This window comes from Vibrio bathopelagicus (assembly GCF_014879975.1).
In the GTDB taxonomy this organism is placed as follows: domain Bacteria; phylum Pseudomonadota; class Gammaproteobacteria; order Enterobacterales; family Vibrionaceae; genus Vibrio; species Vibrio bathopelagicus.
In genome coordinates, this window is record NZ_CP062500.1 from 3,193,500 (window position 1) to 3,219,360 (window position 25,861).

Consider the following 25,861-nt stretch of genomic DNA (forward strand, 5'->3'; position numbering starts at 1 on the left):
CTAACCAAGGTTTTTGGTTGTCATCAAGAAGGGTTAATTCTTGATAACTGTTTGCCGGACTCAATTGTGAATCAAATAAATTTGATTCGAATACAAGACACTTGAATGTGTTTGTTGTGTTTATCTAATGAAAGATAAACATTGAGAACTTTTAAATTTGATTTGAATTACTCGTAAGTAATCAAATCAGTCAGCTTTCCAAATTGTTAAAGAGCATAAAGCAAAAAGCTTTAATCAATAACTTACGTTATTAATTAAAGCTCTGGCTTTAACTAAATCTAAACCATCAATCTGTGTGGACACTCATCGTAAGTATCTTCGTATAAGGAGGTGATCCAGCCCCAGGTTCCCCTAGGGCTACCTTGTTACGACTTCACCCCAGTCATGAACCACAAAGTGGTGAGCGTCCTCCCCGAAAGGTTAAACTACCCACTTCTTTTGCAGCCCACTCCCATGGTGTGACGGGCGGTGTGTACAAGGCCCGGGAACGTATTCACCGTGACATTCTGATTCACGATTACTAGCGATTCCGACTTCATGGAGTCGAGTTGCAGACTCCAATCCGGACTACGACGCACTTTTTGGGATTCGCTCACTATCGCTAGCTTGCTGCCCTCTGTATGCGCCATTGTAGCACGTGTGTAGCCCTACTCGTAAGGGCCATGATGACTTGACGTCGTCCCCACCTTCCTCCGGTTTATCACCGGCAGTCTCCCTGGAGTTCCCGACATTACTCGCTGGCAAACAAGGATAAGGGTTGCGCTCGTTGCGGGACTTAACCCAACATTTCACAACACGAGCTGACGACAGCCATGCAGCACCTGTCTCAGAGCTCCCGAAGGCACACCTGCGTCTCCGCTGGCTTCTCTGGATGTCAAGAGTAGGTAAGGTTCTTCGCGTTGCATCGAATTAAACCACATGCTCCACCGCTTGTGCGGGCCCCCGTCAATTCATTTGAGTTTTAATCTTGCGACCGTACTCCCCAGGCGGTCTACTTAACGCGTTAGCTCCGAAAGCCACGGCTCAAGGCCACAACCTCCAAGTAGACATCGTTTACGGCGTGGACTACCAGGGTATCTAATCCTGTTTGCTCCCCACGCTTTCGCATCTGAGTGTCAGTGTCTGTCCAGGGGGCCGCCTTCGCCACTGGTATTCCTTCAGATCTCTACGCATTTCACCGCTACACCTGAAATTCTACCCCCCTCTACAGCACTCTAGTTCACCAGTTTCAAATGCAGTTCCGAGGTTGAGCCCCGGGCTTTCACATCTGACTTAATGAACCACCTGCATGCGCTTTACGCCCAGTAATTCCGATTAACGCTCGCACCCTCCGTATTACCGCGGCTGCTGGCACGGAGTTAGCCGGTGCTTCTTCTGTTGCTAACGTCAAGAGATAGCGCTATTAACACTACCCCCTTCCTCACAACTGAAAGTACTTTACAACCCGAAGGCCTTCTTCATACACGCGGCATGGCTGCATCAGGCTTTCGCCCATTGTGCAATATTCCCCACTGCTGCCTCCCGTAGGAGTCTGGACCGTGTCTCAGTTCCAGTGTGGCTGATCATCCTCTCAGACCAGCTAGGGATCGTCGCCTTGGTGAGCCATTACCTCACCAACTAGCTAATCCCACCTAGGCATATCTTGACGCGAGAGGTCCGAAGATCCCCCTCTTTGGCCCGTAGGCATTATGCGGTATTAGCCATCGTTTCCAATGGTTATCCCCCACATCAAGGCAATTTCCTAGGCATTACTCACCCGTCCGCCGCTCGACGCCCATTAACGCACCCGAAGGATTGTTAGTGTCGTTTCCGCTCGACTTGCATGTGTTAGGCCTGCCGCCAGCGTTCAATCTGAGCCATGATCAAACTCTTCAATTTAAGATTTTGTGACTCAACGAATACTGACTTCAAAACTACTATGTAATTTTAAAGCTATTACCATTCCAACAGAATGGTAATGAATTGACTGTGCCAAATAACCGAAGTTATTCGTATTGGTCACTCAGTTCATTGAAATCAATTTTGATTCCGAAGAATCTGTTTTATCTAACGATAAAACGTTTTGATATTCATCAACGAGTGCCCACACAGATTGATAGGTTTAAATTGTTAAAGAGCTTCACTTGTTGAGCGTCCCTTTTAAATAAGGAGCCTCTCGAAGTGGACGGCCATTCTAGCGTTTTAATTCTCAGTGTCAAACACTTATTGAGAATTAATTCCTACTTTTTAAAAGTAGGAGCGATTAATCGCTTTAAGCTAGTTGCCTTACTAACATTCTGCGCTGAAGCCTTGTGGCGTCTGCCGTGTCAGTGAGGCGGCATTATAGAGATGCCGCTCATATTGGCAAGCATTAAATACGTTTTTTATTGAAAAAAGAGGTTAAGCGAAGACATTTCAACCAAGGGCTTATTTATACCACTTTCAACCCAAGTTTCGAACAAATTACCCACAACACCCTGTGGATAACTACTCGCCATTATCAAAAAAATAAGATAAACGAGCCCTAGGGTTTAGATATTCTCTAACTTGTTCCGGTAATTTGCTTGGATGAACGGCATTGACAATTTTTATCTCTTTAGTAAAGAGGTCAATGATCGGGGCTTGGGTTCTTGGGACGCTAGGATCATAGATCAGTACATTCGGGTAAAGCATGTGTTTGGCATTAACTGAAATCACGATTCCAATTGATTCATTTGAAAGCTGCACGACAGTACCCGGTGGATACACTCCCATAAACTTAACTAACAGACTCAAGTTGTCCTGACTATATAGATGTTTGCAGTTCTTATATAAATGAGAGAGTGCTAAGTAAGGAATCTTTTGTTGGGATTGCGTTTTACCATGGCAAAGGTTATCGAATGCATTAGCTACTGCAACTATCTTTGCAAACTCATCAATCTCTTGCTCTTTTAGGCCTTCGGGATAACCAGAACCATCATTCATCTCATGATGTTGAGCAATCACCTTTTTAGCACTGTCAGGAAAGTCATCAATTCCTGAGACAATATCTGCACCATATTTGGTGTGAAGCTTTAGATAGTTCTCTTCTGGTACCGTCAGTGCGCTCTGCTTTCTTAATATCGCAACTGGTATTTTGATTTTGCCTACATCGTGGAACAACGCGGCAAATGAAAGATCTTTCAACTGTTGCGTATTGTAGCCTTTGGCTTTACCTATCATTAGCGCAACAACAGAGACATTTAATGTATGAAAATAGATGTCTTCAAAGTCAGCTTTTGCATTCATGAGATGCAAGGTTACGTTATCGTCACTCACTAGCGTTTCAACAATATCATCAACAAGAGCCTTAACCTCCCCTACTGCATCTAAGGGGCGATTACGGATTTTGGTCATCACTGAACGCATTCGAGCAAGCGAACGTTCGAACTCTTTCTCGCAATGACTCACCCTACGACGGTAAGAGCTTAGAGTTTCGATACGTTCATGCTTATCTTTCCACATTCTTTCCGCTTCAAGACTTACCTGTAAATCAGTATCAAGATCTTGTCCACTCACATGGTTAGCGGGTAAAGGTGATGTATCACTTTGGTTCGGGTTTATATAGACGTGCTTAATCCCAAGGTGTCGAATGACCTTTACTTGAGCATCATCTTTGATTTTAAAGCTATTGAGTAGAAATGGGTGTTCATTCCATTTTACTGGGAGTCGTATATGTAGACCGGGCTGAATGCGATCTACGGTAATCTTTATGCTGCCCATTTTTATATATAATATTGATTATTAATCTCTATTTATAATTCTAATAAAACCAAGCAGCAATTTCACTATCCAATTTCACAGGTTCAACTTAAAGAATCACAATGCACCATCCAACGTATACCGAACTTGTCTTCGACTTTGCCAAACCGGGCGCCCCAAAAAGTATCCGCTAGCGGTGTCATTATACGCCCGCCTTGCTTAAGCTTTTCAAAGATGTGTTCCTGAGTCGCGGTATCTTCGGTAACAAGCGAGAGTGCCAGGTTGTTACCTTCGAGTTCCTTGGCTTTAACACCATCAGACATCATGAGCTTCATACCGAACGCTTCGAACTCAGCATGCATAATCCAATCAGGTTGAGCTCCCTCTATTACTTGTGGCGCATCACTAAAAAGTTGTTTCGATAAAACCACACCGCCAAAACACTTATGGTAAAAATCCAACGCTTCATTACAACGGCCATCAAAAAACAAATAAGGGGTTACTGTCAGCATATCTCTCTCCTCTGCTATTTCTTTAAACATAGACAATAGAAGACAGAATGATAGGTAACATTCTGATTTAAGATGATTAATTTACTAGGAATTTGAATTACGAAAGGAAACGGTGAGATTTAGGGATGAAGCATAAAGATCTGACTGATTAATGAAGCCTTCCTGCCGCCACCACGAAGGCAACACTTCCTACTCTCCAGATACAACAAAGCCCCGACTTGAGTCGAGGCTTTGTCATTTAAATATGGTACCGGTAGGTGACTTGGCTGGGCTTGCATCCAAGCCGACACGCTAGGTTAGGAATTCACAAACGTCCAAAACGACGAAAGGTCGCTATAATAGCGACCTTTCTGTGTTTGGGGGCGGTTAGGCGGAGTGATTGGACAGACACTCCTGCCGCTACCACGAAGGCAACATTTCCTGCTCTCCAGATACAACAAAGCCCCGACATGAGTCGAGGCTTTATCATTTAAATATGGTACCGGTAGGCGGACTTGAACCGCCACGCCCGAAGGCAACGGATTTTGAATCCGTCGTGTATACCAATTTCACCATACCGGCATTATCTTGGGGCATTATCTTGGGGCATTGCCCTTTCGATGTCTGGCATTATACGTATGCGAACTGATGTGGCAAGTATAAAAACTTGAATTCATGTGTGTTTGCCGATAATTTCGCCACTAAGTCATAAGCTGTGCGTCATGTCTCTTTTCACGCTAAGCCTTAGCCTATATTCTGACGCCTAAATTTTTGAAGAAGTAATAACACCATGACATCAACAAACACAATGCCACCAGCAGGAGTAATGCGCCGATTTGGTGCCTTGTTCTATGACGCCCTTATCGTAATTGCTATTGAAATGTTGGCGGCTGGCGTCATTGTCGCTCTGCTGCACGCTCTCATGGCTCTTGGCGTCTTTAACCATAGCGGTTATGCCGATGTTAGTGACTTCTTAACGAACCACCCAATCTGGAGCCCTGCATATACTTTCTACTTAGTCGTAGTTTGGGTGTACTTCTTTGTTTTCTTCTGGACAAGAGCAGGCCAAACGCTAGGAATGAGAGCTTGGAAACTGCGTGTTCAAAACAAAGATGGCTCAGCAATTACCGTAACCCAAGCGCTGATTCGCTTAGGAACCTCAGGATTTGGATTGGCAAACTTATGTGTTCCATTCGATCCTCAGAAGCGTGGCTTTCACGACATCTGGGCGAAGACTGAAGTAGTAGTGCTACCACAAGCACGATAACGCTATTAACCTCACTACAATCAAGATCAAAAAAGGAAGGCGTTATGCCTTCCTTTTTCTATTTACAGTTTCCGTCTCAAGAGCATGATGGCAATTCCGAGGAACACCACGCTCGGAGCGAGCGCCCCAAAGGCCGGTGGTATTTGATAAACCAAACTGACCGGGCCAAAGAACTCACTGGATATATAGAAAGTAAAACCTGCAATAACCCCCGATAGAATCCTTGCTCCCATAGTCACACTTCGCAATGGACCAAAGATAAACGACAGTGCCATCAACATCATGACCGCTATCGAGATAGGCTGAGTTATCTTTCTCCATAAAGCGAGTTCATAGCGTGATGCATCTTGCTCCGACGCTTTAAGGTAGGAAACATAATCATACAGTCCACTTAAAGAGAGCTCTTCTGGCTTAACCGTTACAATCGCAAGCTTATCTGGAGCAAGTGATGTCTTCCATGAGTATGTAGGTAGACTTTCTTTGGTAATTTGAATCTCATTTTCGAACGACGTGATCTCGACATCGTTCATTGTCCAAACGTTGTCTCCGACGTAATCCACTTCTTCAGAATATATCGCCGTCTTAAGTGCCTTATTTTCATCAAAGCGCCACATGTTCAAACCATATAACTTTTCATCGTCAATTTTGACAACGAATATAAAGTCATTAGCATCACGCGCCCATACCCCACTTTGGGTAGAGATGATATTACCACCAGCAATCGATATGGTTCTTAAGTCACGAGCCATCTTCTGTGCTTGAGGAGCTCCCCATTGACCAAGAAGAGTCACAACGATCATTAATGGAATAGCGGTTTTGAGTACCGATAGGCCAATATCTAACTTAGAGAAACCCGCAGCCTGCATCACCACTAGCTCAGAACTCGCAGCAAGCATACCCAGTCCAATCAATGCGCCAAGTAATGCGGCCATTGGAAAGAACATTTCGATATCACGAGGAACACTCAATAGAACGAAATACAGCGCTTGTAATAGATCATAAGTACCACGACCAACCTTTCTCAGCTGCTCTACGTACTTGATAATCCCAGAAAGACCAACAAACGTCACCAATACCAATGACGTAGTTGCGATGATGGTTCTGCCTATATATAAATCGAGAATCTTAAACACGGCTTAAGCTAACCTTTTATTCTTGAATTTTTCTTTCAAACGCCTTACTGGCACGCTATCCATAAAGTTTGCACCAATCGCGACAAATAACAATAACGCATTAATTGGCCACATGCCGACTACCGCAGGGATACTCCCCTCTTCAATCGAAGATTTAGTTGCACTGATTGCTAAGAAATAGGTTAGGTAAATTAGAATGGCTGGGCCAATTTTAGCGAAACGACCTTGTCGAGGGTTCACCGCAGACAGCGGCACAACAAGCATGGTCAACAATGGAATACAAAGCACCAATGAAATTCGCCACTGTAATTCCGCTTTCGCACTGTTTTCTGGGTTGCCAATCAGTTCGAGCGTAGGAATGGCCTCCCAATCTCGACCTTTTTTCTCGACCTCACGCTGACCAATTAAGCCTTCGTACTCTTCAAAGTGCGTCACCATATAATCAAGACGTGTCGGAATCCCTTCATGACGAGTACCATCATACATAACTATGACTTGGCGACCATCGCTGAGCTCTTTTACATCACCCGACTTAGAGAACATCACACTAGGCAATACCGAATCACGTGGGCGCATTTGAGCAACGAACACATTTTCTAACTTATTACCGTCGATATCATCAATGAAAACGACAGAAGAACCATCCGGCGTGCCTTCAAACTTACCTTTTGGCAGTAAATCAACACTGTTCTCTGCAGCCACCTCTTCATACATTTGCTCAACTTTGTCTTGCGACCAAGGAGATAACCAAAATGAGTTAAAAGCGGCAACAGAAGCGGTAATCAAAGCCAAATAAAGCGCAGATTGGATAAGGAATTTGTTACCAATACCCGTAGCGTTCATTACGACTATTTCACTTTCAGCGTAAAGGCGGCCAAAAGTAAGCAAAATACCAATATAGATACTGAGAGGAAGCATCAATAAGCCCATAGCTGGCATATTTAGACCAACAATCGACAATATGAGGCTCGCAGGAATATCACCATCAGAGGCGTCCGCTAAAACACTGATGAATTTTTGGCTGAGAAACACGAGAAAGAGAACAAAAAAGATCGCAAATTGGCTCTTGATTGTCTCGCGGATCAAATATCTAACAATAATCACGCTCAAATTACCTATACAAAACTTGTTTTTTTGATTGAATCACTATAATTTCCCGTTGAACCTTTTATTTTTTTAAATTTTTAGCTAAGTGTTAGCGTTCTTCTTTAAGGTTAGTTCCATTATAGGATCCAACAAGTAAGAACCCATTATCTAACATTTAGTTCGATTTGTCTTCAGGATGTAGGAGTACGCATGGAGTTCAGTGTAAAAAGTGGCAGCCCAGAGAAACAGCGCAGCGCATGTATCGTTGTCGGTGTATTCGAACCGCGCCGCCTTTCTCCAGTAGCCGAGCAATTAGATAAGATTAGCGATGGCTATATTAGTTCACTGCTTCGTCGCGGTGATCTAGAGGGTAAACCTGGCCAGATGCTGCTACTGCATCAAGTACCTGGTGTACTTTCAGAACGTGTTCTACTGGTAGGCTGTGGTAAAGAACGTGAGCTAGGCGAGCGTCAATACAAAGAAATTATCCAAAAAACCATCAGCACACTAAACGAAACAGGTTCTATGGAAGCGGTATGTTTCCTTACAGAGCTTCACGTTAAAGGTCGCGACACTTACTGGAAAGTTCGTCAAGCGGTAGAAGCGACTAAAGATGGTCTTTACACATTTGACCAATTTAAGAGCAACAAACCAGAGACTCGTCGCCCATTGCGTAAATTAGTATTCAACGTACCAACACGTCGCGAGCTAAGCCTTGGCGAAAAAGCGATCTCTCATGGTCTTGCTATTGCTTCAGGTGTGAAAGCATCTAAAGACCTTGGCAACATGCCACCGAACATCGCAAATCCTGCTTACCTAGCTTCTCAAGCTCGTCGTTTAGCTGACGATTATGAGACAGTAAAGACTAAGATCATCGGTGAAGAAGAAATGGAAAAGCTGGGTATGACTTCATACTTAGCAGTAGGCCGTGGCTCTAAGAACGAATCTATGATGTCTATCATGGAGTACAAAGGTGCTGCTGACCCAAATGCAAAACCTATCGTTCTAGTCGGTAAAGGTCTTACTTTCGATTCAGGCGGTATCTCACTTAAGCCTGGTGAAGGCATGGATGAGATGAAGTACGACATGTGTGGTGCTGCATCTGTATTCGGTACAATGAAAGCATTGGCGAAACTTAACTTGCCAATTAACGTTGTTGGTATTCTAGCAGGCTGTGAAAACATGCCGGGTAGCAATGCTTACCGCCCAGGTGACATTCTAACAACCATGTCAGGCCAAACAGTTGAAGTACTCAACACTGATGCTGAAGGTCGCTTGGTTCTATGTGATGCTCTAACCTACGTTGAGCGTTTTGAACCTGATTGTGTTGTTGACGTTGCAACACTAACTGGCGCATGTGTTATTGCTTTAGGTCACCACATCAGTGGCGTTCTATCAAACCACAACCCTCTTTCTCATGAACTTGTAAATGCTTCAGAGCAAGCAAGTGACCGTGCATGGCGTCTACCTATGGCAGACGAGTACCATGAGCAGCTAAACAGCCCGTTTGCTGATATGGCAAACATCGGTGGCCGCCCTGGCGGTACTATCACCGCAGGTTGTTTCCTGTCTAAATTCACTAAAAAGTACCACTGGGCTCACATCGACAGTGCAGGTACAGCGTGGAAGTCAGGTGCAGCGAAAGGCTCGACAGGTCGTCCTGTCTCAATGCTAGTCCAATTCTTATTGAACCGCAGCTGCCATGAGACTGAAGAGCAATCTTCAAAATAATGAAAAGGGCCTACGGGCCCTTTTTTAATAAGCGCTATTTGTTAGATCCTGTTAACCAAGTAACATTGATATCCACGATTTTCAGTTCGAGTGTTAAGTATGCAGACTGCTACGTTTTACATTGTGTCTCCAGACAGCCCGCAAGCCAGCGAGGAGGGTTTTGCTCACTATGTGTTGTTTCTTGCGCAGCATTTTGCAAAACAAGGCGCTAAACTTTATCTCAACTGTAACGATAAAGATCATGCTGAGCATATCGCTGAAGTTTTTTGGCAGGTAGAACCTACTGAGTTTATCGCCCACAACTTGGTTGGCGAAGGCCCAAAATATTCAACGAATATTGAGATAGGCCATCAAGGTGTCAAACCTAATTGGAACCGCCAATTGGTAATAAATCTGGCCGATAATCATACAACCTTTGCGAACGCCTTTGCTCAGGTGATAGACTTCGTTCCTTGCGAAGAAAAACCTAAGCAACTCGCTCGAGAAAGGTATAAAATTTACCGTCAGGCTGGATATCAGCTACAAACTATCGAGATTCAACATCCATAGTCAAACCTCATAGTTAAAGCTATCTTTGGATTTAGATTCAAGATGCTTCACTTATGAAGTTTGACCACGATTAACCATTCACAGTATCCGTTTAAGAGCACTATGGAAAAGACATACAACCCAACATCAATCGAACAAGCTCTGTATAAGACTTGGGAAGAGAAAGGCTACTTTAAGCCACACGGTGACACATCAAAAGAAGCTTACAGCATCATGATCCCGCCACCGAACGTCACTGGTAGCCTACACATGGGTCACGCGTTCCAAGATACGATCATGGATACGCTTATCCGTGCTCAACGTATGAAAGGCAAAAATACGCTTTGGCAAGTAGGTACTGACCACGCTGGTATCGCAACTCAAATGGTTGTTGAGCGTAAGATCGCTGCTGAAGAAGGCAAAACAAAACACGACTACGGCCGTGAAGCTTTCATCGACAAGATCTGGGAATGGAAAGGCGAATCAGGTGGCACGATCACTCAACAGCTTCGTCGTCTTGGTGCATCTGTAGATTGGGATCGTGAGCGATTCACTATGGATGATGGCCTATCGGCTGCAACTCAAGAAGTGTTTGTTCGTCTATACGAAGAAGATCTAATCTACCGTGGTAAGCGTCTAGTAAACTGGGATCCTAAACTGCACACTGCAATTTCTGATCTTGAAGTTGAAAACAAAGACAAAAAAGGTTTCATGTGGCACTTCCGTTACCCACTAGCGAATGGTGTTAAAACCGCTGACGGCAAAGACTACATCGTCGTTGCGACTACGCGTCCTGAAACCATGCTTGGTGATACTGGCGTTGCGGTTAACCCAGAAGATCCTCGCTACAAAGATCTTATCGGTAAAGAAATCCTGCTTCCTATCGTAAACCGTCTTATCCCTATCGTAGGAGATGAGCACGCTGACATGGATAAAGGTACGGGGTGTGTGAAGATCACGCCAGCTCATGACTTTAACGATTACGAAGTGGGCAAGCGCCATAGCCTACCAATGATCAACATCCTAACGTTCAACGGTGATATCCGTGATGCGGCTGAGATCTTCACAACTAACGGTGAAGAGAGCGATGTGTACTCAACAGATCTTCCAGCTAAATACCAAGGTATGGAGCGTTTTGCCGCTCGTCGTGCAACGGTTGCTGAATTTGAAGAACTAGGCCTACTTGAAGAAATCAAAGATCACGATCTAACCGTTCCTTACGGTGACCGTGGTGGCGTGGTTATCGAACCAATGCTGACTGACCAATGGTACGTGCGTACAGCGCCTCTTGCTGCTCCTGCTGTTAAAGCCGTTGAAGATGGTGAGATCCAATTCGTACCTAAGCAGTACGAAAACATGTACTTCGCGTGGATGCGTGACGTGCAAGACTGGTGTATCTCTCGTCAACTTTGGTGGGGTCACCGTATCCCAGCATGGTACGACAACGATGGTAAAGTTTACGTAGGTCGCACTGAAGAAGAAGTTCGTGAAAAGAACAACCTTTCACCGGTAATTGTTCTTAAGCAAGACAACGACGTTCTTGATACATGGTTCTCTTCTGCACTTTGGACGTTCGGCACACAAGGTTGGCCTGAAGACACTGAAGCAATGAAAACATTCCACCCATCAGAAGTACTAGTATCTGGTTTTGATATTATCTTCTTCTGGGTTGCTCGTATGATCATGATGACCATGCACTTCGTGAAAGACGAAGACGGCAAGGCTCAAGTACCTTTCAAAACCGTTTACATGACGGGCCTTATCCGTGATGAAAACGGCGACAAGATGTCTAAGTCGAAAGGTAACGTACTTGATCCAATTGATATGATTGACGGCATCGGCCTTGAAGAGCTAGTAGAGAAGCGTTGTGGCAACATGATGCAACCTAAACTGGCTGCTAAGATCGAAAAAGCAACACGTAAAACTTTCGAAGATGGTATCGAACCATACGGTACTGATGCACTACGTTTCACTCTTGCTGCTATGGCTTCAACTGGCCGTGACATCAACTGGGACATGAAGCGTCTTGAAGGTTACCGTAACTTCTGTAACAAACTATGGAACGCAAGCCGTTACGTATTGATGAATACAGAAGAGCACGACTGTGGCATGTCACTGTCTGTAGAAGACCGTGCAAACATGGAATTCTCTCTAGCTGATAAGTGGATTGAATCTCAGTTTGAAGTTGCTGCGAAAGAGTTTAATGCTCACCTAGACAACTACCGTCTAGACATGGCAGCAAACACGCTTTACGAATTCATCTGGAACCAATTCTGTGACTGGTACCTAGAGCTAACTAAACCTGTTCTTTGGAAAGGTACTGAAGCTCAACAACAAGCGACTCGTTACACGCTGATCACGGTTCTTGAGAAAACTCTGCGTCTTGCACACCCTGTTCTTCCTTACATCACTGAATCTATCTGGCAAAGCGTTAAGCCGCTAGTAGACGGCGTTGAAGGCGAGACAATCATGACTCAAGCGCTTCCTCAGTTTAATGAAGCTAACTTCAATGCTGAGATCGTTGACGATATCGAGTGGGTTAAAACTTTCATCACAGCTATCCGTAATCTACGTGCGGAATACGACATTGCCCCAAGCCAAGGCTTAGAAGTAATGATCAAAGTCGCTGATGAGAAAGATGCAGCTCGTATCGAAGCAAACAAGATCGTTCTTACTTCTCTAGCTAAGCTAGACGATATTAAAGTTCTAGCAGACGGCGAAGCAACTCCAGCTTGTGCAACTAAGTTAGTTGGCAAATCAGAGCTGATGATTCCAATGGCGGGTCTTATCGACAAAGATGCAGAGCTTGCTCGTCTAGATAAAGAAGTAGCGAAGACTCACGGTGAGATTAAGCGTATCGAAGGTAAGCTAGGTAACGAAGGTTTTGTTGCTAAAGCACCAGAAGCGGTTATCGCGAAAGAGCGTGAAAAGCTTGAAGGCTACCAAGAAACTCTTGTTAAGCTTGAAGAGCAAAAAGCGACAATCGCAGCTTTATAATCCATGCGATAGTTTTTAAGTAAGAAAAAGGGCAGATTATTATCTGCCCTTTTTATTGTCTAAAATTCGGTGCTAATTGTTTGATTAATATAAATTACAATTAGATAACAATGACTTATACATTAACACTAACCTTTTTCACTAAACAACTAATGTACGTCCCTCAATGATTCAATCCGTTCACCCAGTTCAGGATGAGAACTGAGCCATGTGGGTAGTTCAGCATGTCCATCAGAATCTTTTCCTAACAATTCAAACATCTCAATCATAGCTTGATTAGAACCATGCAGCTCGATCATCGAATAGGAAGCAAATGAATCCGCTTCTCGCTCTACATCTTGTGATTGACCATTATTTGCAACAAACACACCAAGACCAGTAAGGTTATCAATGATCCCAGAGCTTTCACCTGTCAAAGCCGCTACAGTTACTGACAACAAACTTGATCGAACCAACACCTTCATTACATGCTGGTGCTGAACATGTCCTAATTCATGTAACAAGATACTGTCTAGTTGCTCTTCCGCTGTAGTCAATCTAACGAGATCATCTAATACGATGATTGTCCCAGCACTCAGCGCAAAAGCATTGGCGCCAAGCTCTGAAGAACGAAAAGCCAACTGTACATCGCCTTCAATGCTCATTTTTTGCAACTGCCTTTCAAAGCGCTGTCGAATGTGGCGCTGTCGTTCTTCCGACAGAGTAGAACTCTCAAAGAACTGTTCATCTAAAGACTCTAAAACCTGATTTTCAACCAGTCTAGGCACCGAATCAGGTAGATAAGTGACTATTTGATGAGTTAACCACGGGATCCCATGAGTGAACATAGAAATAGTAAGTAACACGAGAACAACACTACTAACTAAGATAGCCGTGATGTTCTTCTCTAATTTACCTAAGAAATTATGTTTACCTCTGTCTCTCAAATAGATGTCCAGTTCATCACTTTCCTCCGTGATAAATTGCCATCCATCTGGGAATTTGAGCTTTGTTGGAGCGGATCCAACGCCTCGCATAATTTCAACACGTTCAAAATATGCAGAGACAATAGAGCCATCCACACTAAGGAGCAGTTTATCAGGATGAGAGGTATCTAAAATGGCCTCGCAGCGTTCAGAACTACGAGGCGGGTGTGCAACACCAGAGATCATTTAGCCAATACCAAGATCAACATTAAACGCTTGAGCTATTTCATCAGAAATAGCCGATTCCACATCAGACGGTTGGTCGTTTGCTATTAGTAAATCTAAATTGCCTTGTACATACGAATTCTCCGACAAGTAGTTCATCGTTCTTACCATCACCCATGGTCTAGCTAACCCGAGGGTAATCACTTGAAGCAAGAAGTTAGTTAATACTAAAAACATGTAGCCTTTTATCGTTAATGTCGAAGCAAAACTTAACGTTGAATCGGCCTCATTTTCTTTTCCTTCAAGCACTAACTCAGAAAAGGTGTAATTTCTAATTTTTACTTGAATGTAAGCAGCAATCGCAATACTCATAACAATGAAAGCAAAGTAGTAAGCAACTATCACTGAAGTCAAACTTCCGTTGTTAGTGATTTCGGATAACGATTCAGGGTTGGTGATCATACTGAAACCAACGGTACTGAAGAGAGCCAAGACGGCAACAATAGAGGCTACCAACCATGTAATCATACTGGTTAAGTATACTTTGAAATAAAAGCCATCTTGGTAATCAGCTTTAAACTGACGATCGCCATAGCGATAACCATTAGAAAAATAATTAGCGATACCGGCAAGTAGCCAGGATTGTAAATAAACATAAGAAGGTATGGATAGTAAAATGGCGATACCACCAGCAATCATGTTCATTTGCATAGTAAATATTATTGCCATGATTGCCGTAAATACGCCGACAGTCACAACAAGACCGCGCCCAAGAATTGCCCAGTAGGCTCCGGAAACAGTACCATTGAAAGAGAAGTGAACATTTCGAAAGCTTGTCATTGCAGAATCAAAACGAGCATTACTGCGAGATAACAATGGTAACAATGCAAAAAAAACCAGTAATAAAACCAATGCCACCTGAGGGGCAAACTGATTACTGACTCCCCAAGCGACGACACAAATCACCGCAATAATACGCCCTTTTAGGATCTGCATTGGTTGCCCATGATATTCAAAGCTATCACCTGCGATCGACGTATGGCCATAGAAATAGCGCTTATTGCGTACTTTTGCCCACGCCGAATAAATACCGAGCGTGATCACTGATAGTAGAATGTTAACAATCCATATTCCAAAGTACTCTTTCCCTTTCCCACGAAAGAGAACCTTAGTTTCCAACTCTTTGTTTTCCATTTTAACTCCATCTGACGTTCATCATTAAATCATGCGCATCTTGGTGCGCATTGAGAGGATGCACGCTATAGAAACACGCCATGCTAATCAATAACCTGAACGGATAAATCAAAGGGAGTTATCATAACTTTTGCAAATAATAACAAGGAGTTGAATAAGCCTTACTAAGATATTTATCACTATACAGTTACATTCAACCAGAGATTATTTTACCCCTAGAATCCTTTGATAGCTTTTACCTATCAAAACAATCTTAACCACCCATTAGATTTAATGATAATAATTCTCAATAATGACTCTATCAAAACAACACAACGACTGAGTAATTATCATGAAAAAGACACTAACCTTTGCTGCATTACATTTTACTATCGCATTTAGTGTCGCTTACGTACTAACAGGCGACATCTTAATTGGCAGCTTAATTGCCATGATTGAGCCCTCTGTGAATACTGTTGCTTTCTATTTTCATGAAAAGGCATGGGCTCAAGTTCCAGCGCTTAAAGCTCGTCAGTGGATGACTAAATTAAAAACAGCAAGCTTCGCTACTATCCACTTTAGTGTTGCCTTTACCGTTGTCTACTTATTGACTGGCGATGCCTTTGTTGGTGGTGTAATGGCAACGTTAGAACCCGCTTTGAATACCGTGGCTTACTACTTCCATGAGAAGGTGTGGTTACGAAAAGCAGAAAGCCAAGCAGCACAACCACAGTTTTGTTTGCACCAACATGCTTAACCTAGAGAGTTTACGGTTGACATGGTTGCGATGCGCAATTAAATTATAGTTGTACATCGCAACCATATTAAGAGGCAACATGACTTCAGCACAACTTAGAGAATTATCACGTCAGCTCGTTCGACAACTTGGAATGCTAGACAAAGATTGTGGTGATATTGCACTGCCTCCGATTCAAGCTCATACACTGATTGAACTAGAACAACAGCCATTAACCGTGAATCAATTAGCGGATAAGCTCAATATTGATAAGTCCAACGCCAGTAGAGCAGTCAACAATCTAGCGAAGAACTCGTTAATTCAAACCTCACCACACCCCAACGATAAGCGCAGTATTGTCGCTTCAGTAACACATCAAGGGATAAACACTCTTGCCCAACTTCACAGTCAACAGAATCAATTTTATGACTCGGTACTTGAGCGTTTAACGGAAGCAGAAACTCAACAAGTTTCGGGGGGAATTGAGCATTACCTTAAAGCACTGCAACAAAGCCACGCTTCAAGTGATGTGGTGGTTCGTCCTCTACAACAACAGGACAACACCGAAGTTGCCAATGTAATTCGCCAAGTCTCTTATGAAAACGGGCTAACTGAAGAGAAAGGCTATGGTGTGGCGGATCCCACCTTAGGAGACATGTTCAGTGTTTATAACAACGAAAGATCTCAGTATTGGGTGATTGAACTTGATGGAAAGGTTGTCGGTGGTGGTGGGTTTGCACCATTAGCAGGTATGCCAGAAGTCTGTGAACTGCAAAAAATGTACTTTTTACCAGAAACCAGAGGCAAAGGCTTAGCGAAGAAGTTGGTTAATATGTCGATGGACAAAGCTAAGGAACTGGGTTATCAACATATGTATCTAGAAACAACCGAATGTCTTAATGCCGCCGTTAAACTTTACGAAAAATTGGGCTTTGAGCACCTTGATTCAGCCTGGGGAGAAACAGGCCATGACGCTTGTGAGGTTGTCATGGCCAAAACGCTATAATATGTTTTTGAAATAGGGTTAACGTCGGCAGTTCATTAGAGGACAAGCGAGTGAGCAAATTGATTCATTGTGTAACGGGCTAATTAAATAACCGCTAGTTACGTAAAAAGTTACTCGCGCAAGAGGCTGGATTCAAGGCGACAAAAGAGCTTTCTTTCTGTCCATCCAGTTCAACTTCTAATTGATATAAATGCTTAGGGTTGGGGTTCTCAAGATCAAAAAGGATCGGAGCTTCAACCTGAAATACAACACCAGTATGCTCAGCTCGTACATCTATTGGCATGACTAGTGTCATACCGTTGAATTTGATTGATGCAGAGACTAGTCCTGCTTTTAGTGTCTGATAAATAACATCCACTTTAAACTCGCAGCCACCACCGTGGTGCCAGATTTGCTCGGTGACGACTTGCTCAAGCTTCACATTACGAACAAACTGCAAATACGGTGTGTGCCAAATCCCAATACGTGAATCTGATTTAGCAACGGCTGCTGAAGATACAGAGTCATCCATATCCTCTTCAAGCAACAGGCTCTCCTCTTCTTCAAGGAAAAGGATCTCAAAACGATTTCGACCAAGCTGCATATAAGGGCGGATGTCTTTGCGATATTCAGCTTCGCTGCCATCACAGTCAAATACGGCAACGCCATTGAGTCGTACTTCTGCAAAGTAGTCAACGCCTGCGACGACTAGCTCAACAAATGGGCACGCCAACATGGCATCATCCACTTCGATGTCATGCATCAGGTGCCACTCTTGCTCTGCAATTTCTTCTTCACTCAAGCTATTAGGGAGCTTTGAGCTTAATGGAGCAGGAAAGGTAATGTCATCTTGTGGGATTGAGAGATCCGTCAGTGGCGAGATTTGCCAAAGACCATCGAGAGGTAGCCGCATGTCATTCCTTGAGCTAGATCAATTTTGACCGCATTATAATGAATGAATGCATATAAAGACATTTATTTTTCTGAGGACAAAAAAATGCCAGCTCAAGGCTGGCATTCTTTAAAACTGGGAGAGATTACTCTTCGTCTTCATCATCTTCGTCAGGGTAGATAGCATCTTCACCTTCGTAGTAAGTACCCCAACCGTCGTAGATAATGTCAAACTTCTCTGCAAGATTTACAAGCTTTTCAACTTGCTCATCAATCGCTTCTGCGTTCAGAGTACACTGCATCGTTGCATCACAACAAAGTAGCTTATTGCCATCTTCGTCCTCTGTCTCTTCAGCTTCAAGCACTTCAAAGCCCATTTTGAATGCTTCAACAACGGCTTTCTCAAGTACTGCGAAATCTTCAGCGAATAGGTGATGCTCGATATCGTATAGAGCTTCAGGATCGCTACCATCTTCGATTAGTGCTTCAATGATGTCGCGAGTCTCTCCTTTTTGAAATTCAATTAATTCCGCTACTGATAGATATTCATCTTCGTGAGACATGTGTCTGCTCCAGAGTGTTGACTATGAAAAGATCAAATTTGATTGCCACGAAATATGGCACGGATCGCCTAGAAAAGCCACCTAGATCAGGCGTAGAAGAGTAAGTTTATCGCTAGATAACAGAAGGGATATCAATTAAAAAGTGAAATCAAAATCACAGAAACAAATTTTCAACATATTATTAACCATCGTGTGTTTTAGCATTTCATTTTTATTGTTACTTTTAGCCTTACTCCCTCAAAATTGAGTGGATAGTCATATCAGATGCATACGGTCGATCACTTCATTGATGCATAAAACCTCACTTAAAAGTAAATAACTGCATAAATTTTGAATGGAAAATCATGTTCACCAAGCAAAATGGATTATCGAATCACTGAAATTTGAGCATAGATCCGCAAAAAGTTTGTTCCAGAACCTAACCTTTCGATTGGATTTTAATATTAACAATTCAACATAACTCAGCATTTAAAACCAAAAATATCAAAATAACATAACCTTTACACAAGTTTCAAAACTTGCATATTACGAACAAGCTTGTCATAAATAGACGCTGGATTAATAGTAAGGATGCAAAATGAGTAAGCTGTACGTTGGCTCCGAAGTCGGTCAATTAAGACGAGTTCTCCTAAATAGGCCTGAAAGGGCACTCACCCACCTCACCCCTTCTAACTGTCATGAGCTACTCTTTGATGATGTACTTGCAGTAGAAGCGGCTGGTGAAGAACACGATGCCTTTGCGACGACACTTCGTAACCAAGACGTTGAAGTGTTATTACTGCATGACCTACTGGTTGAGACACTCGCTGTAGCTCAAGCTCGTGAGTGGCTGCTTAATACTCAAATCTCTGATTTCCGTTACGGCCCTACATTCGCACGTGATTTAAGAGAGTACCTTGCTCAAATGGACAATGAGCACTTAGCCACGATCCTACTTGGTGGTTTAGCCTACTCTGAACTTCCTATTAAATCTTCTTCAATGCTACCGAAGATGCACCGCCCGCTTGATTTCGTTATTGAGCCGCTACCTAACCATCTATTTACCCGCGATACTTCTTGTTGGGTTTATGGAGGCGTCTCTCTTAACCCTATGATGATGCCCGCTCGCCAACGAGAAACGAATCACTTGCGAGCAATATACCGTTGGCACCCTGTATTCGCCGGCCAAGACTTCATTAAGTATTTCGGTGATGAAGATCTTCATTACGACAATGCGAATATTGAAGGTGGAGATGTACTGGTTATCGGTAAAGGCGCTGTTCTTATCGGTATTTCAGAGCGTACTAAACCACAAGGTGTTGAAAACCTAGCGGCTAGTTTATTCAAATCCGGTCAAGCTAAAGAAGTGATTGCGATTGATTTACCGAAGCATCGCTCTTGTATGCACCTTGATACGGTCATGACGCACATGGATATCGACACATTCTCAGTCTATCCAGAGATCGTTCGCAAAGACCTAGATACTTGGCGCTTAACGCCGAAAGAAAATGGCGAAATGCGAGTAGAGAAAGCTGAAAACTACCTAACAGCGATTGAAGGCGCGCTGGATCTCGATCAACTGAAGATCATCACAACTGGTGGTGATAACTACGAAGCTGAACGTGAGCAGTGGAATGACGCTAACAATGTACTGACGGTTAAACCGGGTACGGTTATCGGTTATGAGCGTAATGTCTACACCAATGAGAAATACGACAAAGCCGGTATCGAAGTTCTGACGATTCCGGGCAATGAGCTAGGTCGTGGTCGTGGTGGCGCTCGCTGTATGAGCTGTCCTATCGAAAGAGACGGTATCTAAGCTACAAAACTCAATAAAACGAACACACTAACTTACCTAGGCCAGTACCATTGTACTGGCCTTTTTTATTATTTTAATAAAATAAATATTCACAAATATAGCATTATTATGTTTAACTAAGTTCTTCATTGATTCTATATACCCAAGGAGCGAGAGATGGCCTTTAATCTTCGCAATCGTAACTTTCTAAAACTTCTCGACTTTACTCCTAAAGAGATTCAGTTTTTGCTCGACCTGTCTGCCGATCTAAAAAAAGCAAAGTATGCAGGTACCGAGCAGAAAAAGCTTAATGGTAAAAATATCGCTTTGATCTTTGAAAAAGCATCAACTCGAACACGTTGTGCTTTTGAGGTAGCCGCCTTTGATCAAGGTGCTCAAGTCTCTTACTTAGGTCCTTCTGGCTCTCAGATTGGTCAGAAAGAATCAATGAAAGATACAGCGCGTGTATTAGGTCGTATGTACGATGGTATTGAATATCGTGGTTTTGGCCAGAGTATTGTCGAAGATCTTGGCGCTTATGCGGGTGTACCGGTTTGGAATGGTCTAACCGATGAATTCCACCCTACTCAGATCTTGGCTGATTTCCTCACTATGCTTGAGCATGGTCGAGGAAAGCATCTGCATCAAATCAGTTTTGCTTACCTAGGTGATGCACGTAACAACATGGGTAATTCTCTGTTAGTGGGTGCGGCGAAAATGGGTATGGATATTCGCCTTGTCGCGCCTAAAGCGTTCTGGCCAGAAGAACAGCTTGTCGAAGAATGCCAAACTATAGCCCAAACTACAGGTGCAAAAATCACGCTAACAGAAGACGTTACCGAAGGTGTGAAAGGCTGTGATTTCCTTTACACCGATGTTTGGGTTTCCATGGGTGAAGCACCAGAAGCTTGGGACGAACGTGTGGCGGTAATGACGCCTTACCAAGTGAATATGGATGTCATAAAGCTCACAGGCAACCCTCAAGTGAAGTTCATGCATTGCCTGCCTGCTTTCCACAATAATGAAACCGTGATCGGCCAGCAAGTCGCAGACAAATATGGAATGAACGGTTTAGAAGTAACAGACGAAGTATTTGAGTCTGACTACTCGATTGTGTTTGATGAAGCAGAGAATCGCATGCACACCATCAAAGCGGTAATGGTCGCGACACTTGGCCAATAGAGAATAATGAAAGTAAACAAAAGCTTGATGTAATCGCTTGCGCTCACAAATTGAAAGCGTATAATTCTCGGCAATTTGTCTGAGAGTAGTGAAAATGACGCCAACCAATGTTGTGATAAAACATAATGATATTGTGAAAACACATAATAAAATTGTGAAAACACCAAATATTGCTCGCAAGCTAGCATGCTTGCCAGGCCGTCTATTCTGCTTTTCAGCACTTTTTTAAAGCCTCCCATTATGGGGGGCTTTTTTATGGCCAATACATTATTGTGGGGAAGAAGATCATGGCGAATTCGCTCTATCAAAAGCACATCATCTCAATTCCAGAGCTTTCTCGTGAAGAGCTAGAATTAATTGTTCAAACGGCAGGTCAACTCAAAGCGGAACCAAACCCAGAACTCATCAAGAACAAAGTTGTTGCAAGCTGCTTCTTCGAACCTTCAACGCGAACTCGTCTCTCTTTTGAAACGGCAATTCAACGCATCGGTGGTGACGTGATTGGTTTCGACAGCGGTGGTAACACGTCACTGGCGAAGAAAGGCGAAACGCTAGCAGACTCAGTACAGGTTATCTCTTCATACGTTGATGCTTACGTAATGCGCCACCCTCAAGAAGGCGCAGCGCGTCTGGCTTCTGAGTTCTCTAACGGTGTACCTGTGATTAACGCGGGCGACGGCGCAAACCAACACCCAACACAAACACTATTAGACCTGTTCTCTATTGCCGAAACTCAAGGTCGCTTAGATAACCTTAACGTTGCATTCGTTGGTGACCTTAAGTACGGCCGCACGGTTCACTCGCTGACTCAAGCACTAGCGAAGTTCGACAACATCTGTTTCTATTTCGTTGCTCCAGAAGCACTGGCGATGCCTGACTACATTTGTGAAGAGCTTGATGAAGCGGGAATCAAGTACCAACTACTGACAGACATGGAAGATGTGATTCCTGAGCTGGATGTTCTGTACATGACTCGAGTTCAGAAAGAACGTTTTGATGAATCGGAATACGCGCACATCAAATCAGCGTACATCCTGACGGCTCCTATGCTGGAAAATGCACGTGATAACCTAAAGGTTCTACACCCTCTGCCTCGCGTTGACGAAATTACGATTGACGTCGATAAAACACCTTACGCTTACTACTTCCAACAAGCAGAGAACGGTGTTTACGCGCGTGAAGCATTGCTAGCCCTTGTTCTTAACGAAACGCTGTAGAGGAGACATATCATGTCTAAAGAGACTCAATTAAAAGTTGAAGCCATCAAAAACGGAACGGTAATCGACCACATCCCAGCCAACATCGGGATCAAGGTACTCAAGTTGTTCGACATGCATAACTCTAATCAGCGAGTGACGATTGGCCTAAACCTACCGTCTTCTGCACTAGGTGGAAAAGACCTACTCAAGATTGAGAATGTGTTTATCACCGAAGAACAAGCGAGCAAGCTGGCTCTTTATGCACCTCACGCGACCGTTAACCAAATTGAAGATTACGAAGTGGTTAAGAAGCTAGCATTAGAGCTTCCTGAGCAAATCAACGATGTGTTTGAGTGTCCAAACACCAACTGCATTACTCACAACGAGCCCGTTGAAAGCAGCTTTAAAATCTTTGAAAAGAAAGAAGATATTCGATTGAAGTGTAAGTACTGCGAAAAAGTCTTCTCTCGTGAGATCGTGACAGAAAGATAACGTCATACGGCAACGCCGATCGAACGCAAAAACTATTCAATACCTCGCCCGTGCGGGGTATTTTGCTCTTTACCTATCCTAAGTTTGAAGGCACACTGAAAATCGCTTTTTATCTAATAACTGACGGAATAACCAATGACTAAAGTACTTCACACAGAATCTGCTCCAGCTGCAATCGGCCCATATGTACAAGGCGTTGACCTTGGCAACATGGTTCTGACTTCTGGTCAAATCCCAGTAAATCCAGCAACTGGTGAAGTATCTGCTGATATCGCAGAACAAGCTCGCCAATCTCTAGACAACGTTCAAGCGGTTGTTGAAGCTTCTGGCCTGACTGTAAAAGACATCGTAAAACTAACGGTATTCGTTAAAGACCTAAACGACTTCGGCACAGTAAACGAAGTTTACGGTAAATTCTTTGATGAGCACGGCGTTGCAAACTACCCTGCACGTTCATGTGTTGAAGTAGCACGTCTGCCAAAAGATGTAGGTATCGAGATCGAAGCTATTGCGGTTCGTAAATAGGTTTTAATCTCTAGATTAAACGTCTTCTAATAAACGACTTAGCGTAATGCTGAGTGTTTATCAGATACAAAAAAGGTTGCCTAATTGGCAACCTTTTTTATTGTCTGTTGTTTTGCTTAGATGATTACTTCTTATTAAGCTCAACGACTTCTTTGTCTAACTCTTCAAGTTTAGCGGCCATTTGCTCGCGGGCTAGGTTAGCGAGTTGGCGAACATTAGACTTATCGTAGTCTTCAGTGCTGATTGGTGGCAGCATTTCAACAATCACATGACCATTGTTCCAACGGTTCAGCTTCACGCCACCTGTTGAGCTACACACGATAGGAATAATAGGTAAACCAGCGCCAATTGCAGCATGGAAAGCACCTGTCTTAAATGGCAACAAGCCACGACCACGAGAACGAGTTCCTTCAGGGAACATCCACACTGAGACATCACTCTCTTTAAGGCTAGTAACCACTTGGTCAATCGTACCTACCGCTTTGCTGCGGTTAGCTCGGTCAATTAGGATATTACCCGTCAGCCAATACAGCTGACCAAAAAGAGGCATCCACGCTAGACTCTTCTTACCAACAGTCACGACTTTAGGCGTTACCGCTGATGAAATCGTGAATAGATCCCAGCTATTTTGGTGGTTCGCAACGTAAACGTGTTGGCCACGAGAATAGGCATCTTCCGGGATACGAAGCTCTAACTTCATGCCGAAGATCTTCGACATGCGACCGAAATAGCGGCCAAAGGTAAATACGTGTTTCGGATTACGTGGACTAAGTAGACAGTAACCACAACCAAATACAAACATAAGAATCGCAAATATCGCCAATGCGAAAATACGTAATATTGCTATCATTTTGTTCCTCACCAACCGCAAAGCTCATTTATCGACTCACACTAAGGTGTACAACAGAGTCACTAGCGGTAAATACAACTATAAAAAAGCCGAAACCAAGGTTCCGACTTTTGTGTTTTTATCTTACTGATTCATGAACTCACTAACCTAAGTTAGCTCGACTCACGAAATCGCGTAATGTTTGCGCCTAAGGCTGAAAGTTTATCTTCAATCTTATCGTAACCACGATCGATGTGATAAATACGGTCAACGATGGTTTCCCCTTGAGCAATACAACCAGCAATAACAAGGCTCGCAGATGCACGAAGGTCCGTTGCCATGACTTGAGCGCCGCTCAATTTCTCGGTTTCACCACAGATAGCTGTATTACCTTCGATCTCAGCTTTTGCGCCCATTCGCTGTAATTCAGGAATGTGCATAAAGCGGTTTTCAAAGATAGTCTCAGTGATCACACCACTGCCCTTCGCCATCATGTTAAGCAGAGTAAACTGAGCTTGCATGTCTGTTGGGAAGCCAGGGTGAGGTGCTGTTACGATTTTCACCGCTTTCAGCTCACGATCTGTCATATCTAGGCTAATCCAGTCGTCGCCCGTTTCAATCTTCGCACCCGCTTCTTCAAGCTTAGCTAAAGCTGCTTCAAGAAGATGAGCGTTGGTATTACGACAAACAACTTTACCGCCAGAAACTGCAGCCGCTACAAGGAACGTACCTGTTTCAATGCGATCAGCAACCACAGAGTGATGACCACCACCAAGACGCTCAACGCCTTCGATAGTAATCGTGTCTGTACCTGCGCCAGAAATCTTAGCACCTAGTTTGTTTAGGAAATCAGCCGTATCAACAATCTCAGGCTCGCGCGCAGAGTTGTCTAATACTGTTGTCCCTTCCGCTAATGTTGCTGCACACATGATAGTAATCGTAGCGCCTACGCTTACTTTATCCATCACGATATGCGCGCCTTTCAGACGGCCATCAACACTTGCTTTTACATAACCATCTTCCAATTTAATGGTCGCACCTAGTTGCTCTAGGCCATGGATATGCAAATCAACAGGTCGAGCACCAATTGCACAACCACCAGGAAGTGACACTTGGCCTTCACCAAAACGAGCAACTAGAGGACCCAAAGCCCAGATAGAAGCACGCATTGTTTTCACTAAATCGTAAGGCGCACAAAATTCATTAATTTCGCTGCCATCAACATGAACACTACCATTACGTGATACTTTTGCGCCTAAACGCTTAAGTAGTTCCATCGTAGTATCGATGTCACGTAGGTGAGGAACATTACTCACTTCAACCGGCTCTTCAGCAAGGATTGATGCGAATAAAATAGGTAGCGCTGCATTTTTTGCGCCTGAGATCGTCACTTCACCGCTTAACGGCTTATCCGATCCAATAACTCGAAACTTTTCCATCATAAACC

21 protein-coding genes, 1 tRNA gene and 1 rRNA gene are annotated in these 25,861 nt (G+C 43.6%); 11 read left to right on the plus strand and 12 right to left on the minus strand.

Features of this window, described 5'->3' with window-relative positions:
• Nucleotides 1-323: 323 nt before the first annotated feature.
• The 4 genes from IHV80_RS14195 to IHV80_RS14210 all read right to left on the minus strand — a co-directional run bounded on the left by IHV80_RS14195 (nt 324) and on the right by IHV80_RS14210 (nt 4,772).
• A 16S ribosomal RNA gene (locus tag IHV80_RS14195) occupies nt 324-1,878 on the minus strand.
• A 588-nt stretch (nt 1,879-2,466) separates the two neighbouring features.
• On the minus strand, nt 2,467-3,720 hold the full coding sequence (locus IHV80_RS14200) for an HD-GYP domain-containing protein (RefSeq protein WP_192889444.1): 1,254 nt from the start codon (nt 3,718-3,720) through the stop codon (nt 2,467-2,469).
• 83 nt (nt 3,721-3,803) lie between these two features.
• Nucleotides 3,804-4,211 carry a VOC family protein gene (locus IHV80_RS14205; protein WP_029223348.1) on the minus strand — a complete coding sequence of 136 codons (408 nt, stop codon included), beginning with the start codon at nt 4,209-4,211 and terminating at the stop codon, nt 3,804-3,806.
• A 476-nt stretch (nt 4,212-4,687) separates the two neighbouring features.
• A tRNA-Leu gene (locus tag IHV80_RS14210) sits at nt 4,688-4,772 on the minus strand.
• A gap of 208 nt (nt 4,773-4,980) precedes the next feature.
• Between IHV80_RS14210 and IHV80_RS14215 the strand changes: the two genes are divergently transcribed.
• Nucleotides 4,981-5,457 (plus strand): RDD family protein, encoded by a 477-nt coding sequence (locus IHV80_RS14215; RefSeq protein ID WP_017107789.1) that lies wholly within the window; start codon nt 4,981-4,983, stop codon nt 5,455-5,457.
• Between the two features lie 62 nt (nt 5,458-5,519).
• On the opposite strand, the gene lptG is transcribed toward IHV80_RS14215, so the two are convergent.
• Both lptG and lptF read right to left on the minus strand, forming a co-directional pair.
• Entirely contained in the window at nt 5,520-6,590 is a 1,071-nt protein-coding gene (lptG, locus tag IHV80_RS14220; protein ID WP_004735337.1) for an LPS export ABC transporter permease LptG, read from the minus strand.
• Between the two features lie 3 nt (nt 6,591-6,593).
• Nucleotides 6,594-7,694 carry an LPS export ABC transporter permease LptF gene (lptF, locus tag IHV80_RS14225; RefSeq protein WP_029225986.1) on the minus strand — a complete coding sequence of 367 codons (1,101 nt, stop codon included), beginning with the start codon at nt 7,692-7,694 and terminating at the stop codon, nt 6,594-6,596.
• 192 nt (nt 7,695-7,886) lie between these two features.
• On the opposite strand from lptF, the gene pepA reads away from it, so the two are divergent.
• From pepA to IHV80_RS14240, 3 genes are all read left to right on the plus strand, one after another.
• A complete protein-coding gene (gene pepA, locus IHV80_RS14230; protein ID WP_192889445.1) occupies nt 7,887-9,407 on the plus strand; it encodes a leucyl aminopeptidase in 1,521 nt (506 codons plus the stop codon).
• A 99-nt stretch (nt 9,408-9,506) separates the two neighbouring features.
• Nucleotides 9,507-9,956, plus strand: a complete 450-nt coding sequence (locus IHV80_RS14235) for a DNA polymerase III subunit chi (protein WP_192889446.1) — start codon at nt 9,507-9,509, stop codon at nt 9,954-9,956.
• Nucleotides 9,957-10,058: 102 nt separating this feature from the next.
• Nucleotides 10,059-12,932 carry a valine--tRNA ligase gene (locus IHV80_RS14240; protein WP_012604855.1) on the plus strand — a complete coding sequence of 958 codons (2,874 nt, stop codon included), beginning with the start codon at nt 10,059-10,061 and terminating at the stop codon, nt 12,930-12,932.
• A 149-nt stretch (nt 12,933-13,081) separates the two neighbouring features.
• Here the strand turns inward: IHV80_RS14240 and IHV80_RS14245 are convergent, their stop codons facing one another.
• Together IHV80_RS14245 and IHV80_RS14250 are read right to left on the minus strand one after the other, a co-directional pair.
• Nucleotides 13,082-14,083, minus strand: a complete 1,002-nt coding sequence (locus IHV80_RS14245) for a M48 family metallopeptidase (RefSeq protein ID WP_192889447.1) — start codon at nt 14,081-14,083, stop codon at nt 13,082-13,084.
• Nucleotides 14,084-15,256: a YjgN family protein gene (locus IHV80_RS14250; RefSeq protein WP_192889448.1), complete on the minus strand. Its 1,173-nt coding sequence runs from the start codon at nt 15,254-15,256 to the stop codon at nt 14,084-14,086. It abuts the gene before it with no gap.
• Nucleotides 15,257-15,587: 331 nt separating this feature from the next.
• Between IHV80_RS14250 and IHV80_RS14255 the strand changes: the two genes are divergently transcribed.
• Together IHV80_RS14255 and IHV80_RS14260 are read left to right on the plus strand one after the other, a co-directional pair.
• The gene (locus IHV80_RS14255) at nt 15,588-15,992 is read left to right on the plus strand and encodes a DUF2061 domain-containing protein (RefSeq protein ID WP_192889449.1); all 405 of its coding nucleotides are present in this window, start codon (nt 15,588-15,590) and stop codon (nt 15,990-15,992) included.
• A gap of 79 nt (nt 15,993-16,071) precedes the next feature.
• Nucleotides 16,072-16,977, plus strand: coding sequence for a bifunctional helix-turn-helix transcriptional regulator/GNAT family N-acetyltransferase (locus IHV80_RS14260; protein WP_192889450.1), 906 nt, complete (start codon nt 16,072-16,074; stop codon nt 16,975-16,977).
• A gap of 94 nt (nt 16,978-17,071) precedes the next feature.
• Here the strand turns inward: IHV80_RS14260 and IHV80_RS14265 are convergent, their stop codons facing one another.
• Nucleotides 17,072-17,869 (minus strand): glycosyl hydrolase 2 galactose-binding domain-containing protein, encoded by a 798-nt coding sequence (locus IHV80_RS14265; protein ID WP_192889451.1) that lies wholly within the window; start codon nt 17,867-17,869, stop codon nt 17,072-17,074.
• Between the two features lie 124 nt (nt 17,870-17,993).
• Nucleotides 17,994-18,410, minus strand: coding sequence for a ribonuclease E inhibitor RraB (gene rraB, locus IHV80_RS14270; protein ID WP_004735324.1), 417 nt, complete (start codon nt 18,408-18,410; stop codon nt 17,994-17,996).
• Between the two features lie 577 nt (nt 18,411-18,987).
• On the opposite strand from rraB, the gene arcA reads away from it, so the two are divergent.
• From arcA to IHV80_RS14295, 5 genes are all read left to right on the plus strand, one after another.
• Complete coding sequence (gene arcA / locus IHV80_RS14275) at nt 18,988-20,208, plus strand: arginine deiminase (RefSeq protein WP_009847726.1); 1,221 nt, start codon at nt 18,988-18,990, stop codon at nt 20,206-20,208.
• 156 nt (nt 20,209-20,364) lie between these two features.
• The gene (locus tag IHV80_RS14280; protein ID WP_192889452.1) at nt 20,365-21,369 is read left to right on the plus strand and encodes an ornithine carbamoyltransferase; all 1,005 of its coding nucleotides are present in this window, start codon (nt 20,365-20,367) and stop codon (nt 21,367-21,369) included.
• Between the two features lie 287 nt (nt 21,370-21,656).
• A complete protein-coding gene (pyrB, locus tag IHV80_RS14285; RefSeq protein ID WP_009847728.1) occupies nt 21,657-22,586 on the plus strand; it encodes an aspartate carbamoyltransferase in 930 nt (309 codons plus the stop codon).
• A gap of 12 nt (nt 22,587-22,598) precedes the next feature.
• Nucleotides 22,599-23,060, plus strand: coding sequence for an aspartate carbamoyltransferase regulatory subunit (gene pyrI, locus IHV80_RS14290; protein ID WP_192889453.1), 462 nt, complete (start codon nt 22,599-22,601; stop codon nt 23,058-23,060).
• Between the two features lie 135 nt (nt 23,061-23,195).
• A complete protein-coding gene (locus IHV80_RS14295; RefSeq protein ID WP_004735319.1) occupies nt 23,196-23,585 on the plus strand; it encodes a RidA family protein in 390 nt (129 codons plus the stop codon).
• Nucleotides 23,586-23,709: 124 nt separating this feature from the next.
• Here the strand turns inward: IHV80_RS14295 and IHV80_RS14300 are convergent, their stop codons facing one another.
• Together IHV80_RS14300 and murA are read right to left on the minus strand one after the other, a co-directional pair.
• Entirely contained in the window at nt 23,710-24,435 is a 726-nt protein-coding gene (locus IHV80_RS14300; RefSeq protein ID WP_102438164.1) for a 1-acylglycerol-3-phosphate O-acyltransferase, read from the minus strand.
• A gap of 152 nt (nt 24,436-24,587) precedes the next feature.
• Nucleotides 24,588-25,853, minus strand: a complete 1,266-nt coding sequence (gene murA, locus IHV80_RS14305; protein WP_192889454.1) for a UDP-N-acetylglucosamine 1-carboxyvinyltransferase — start codon at nt 25,851-25,853, stop codon at nt 24,588-24,590.
• Nucleotides 25,854-25,861: the final 8 nt, after the last annotated feature.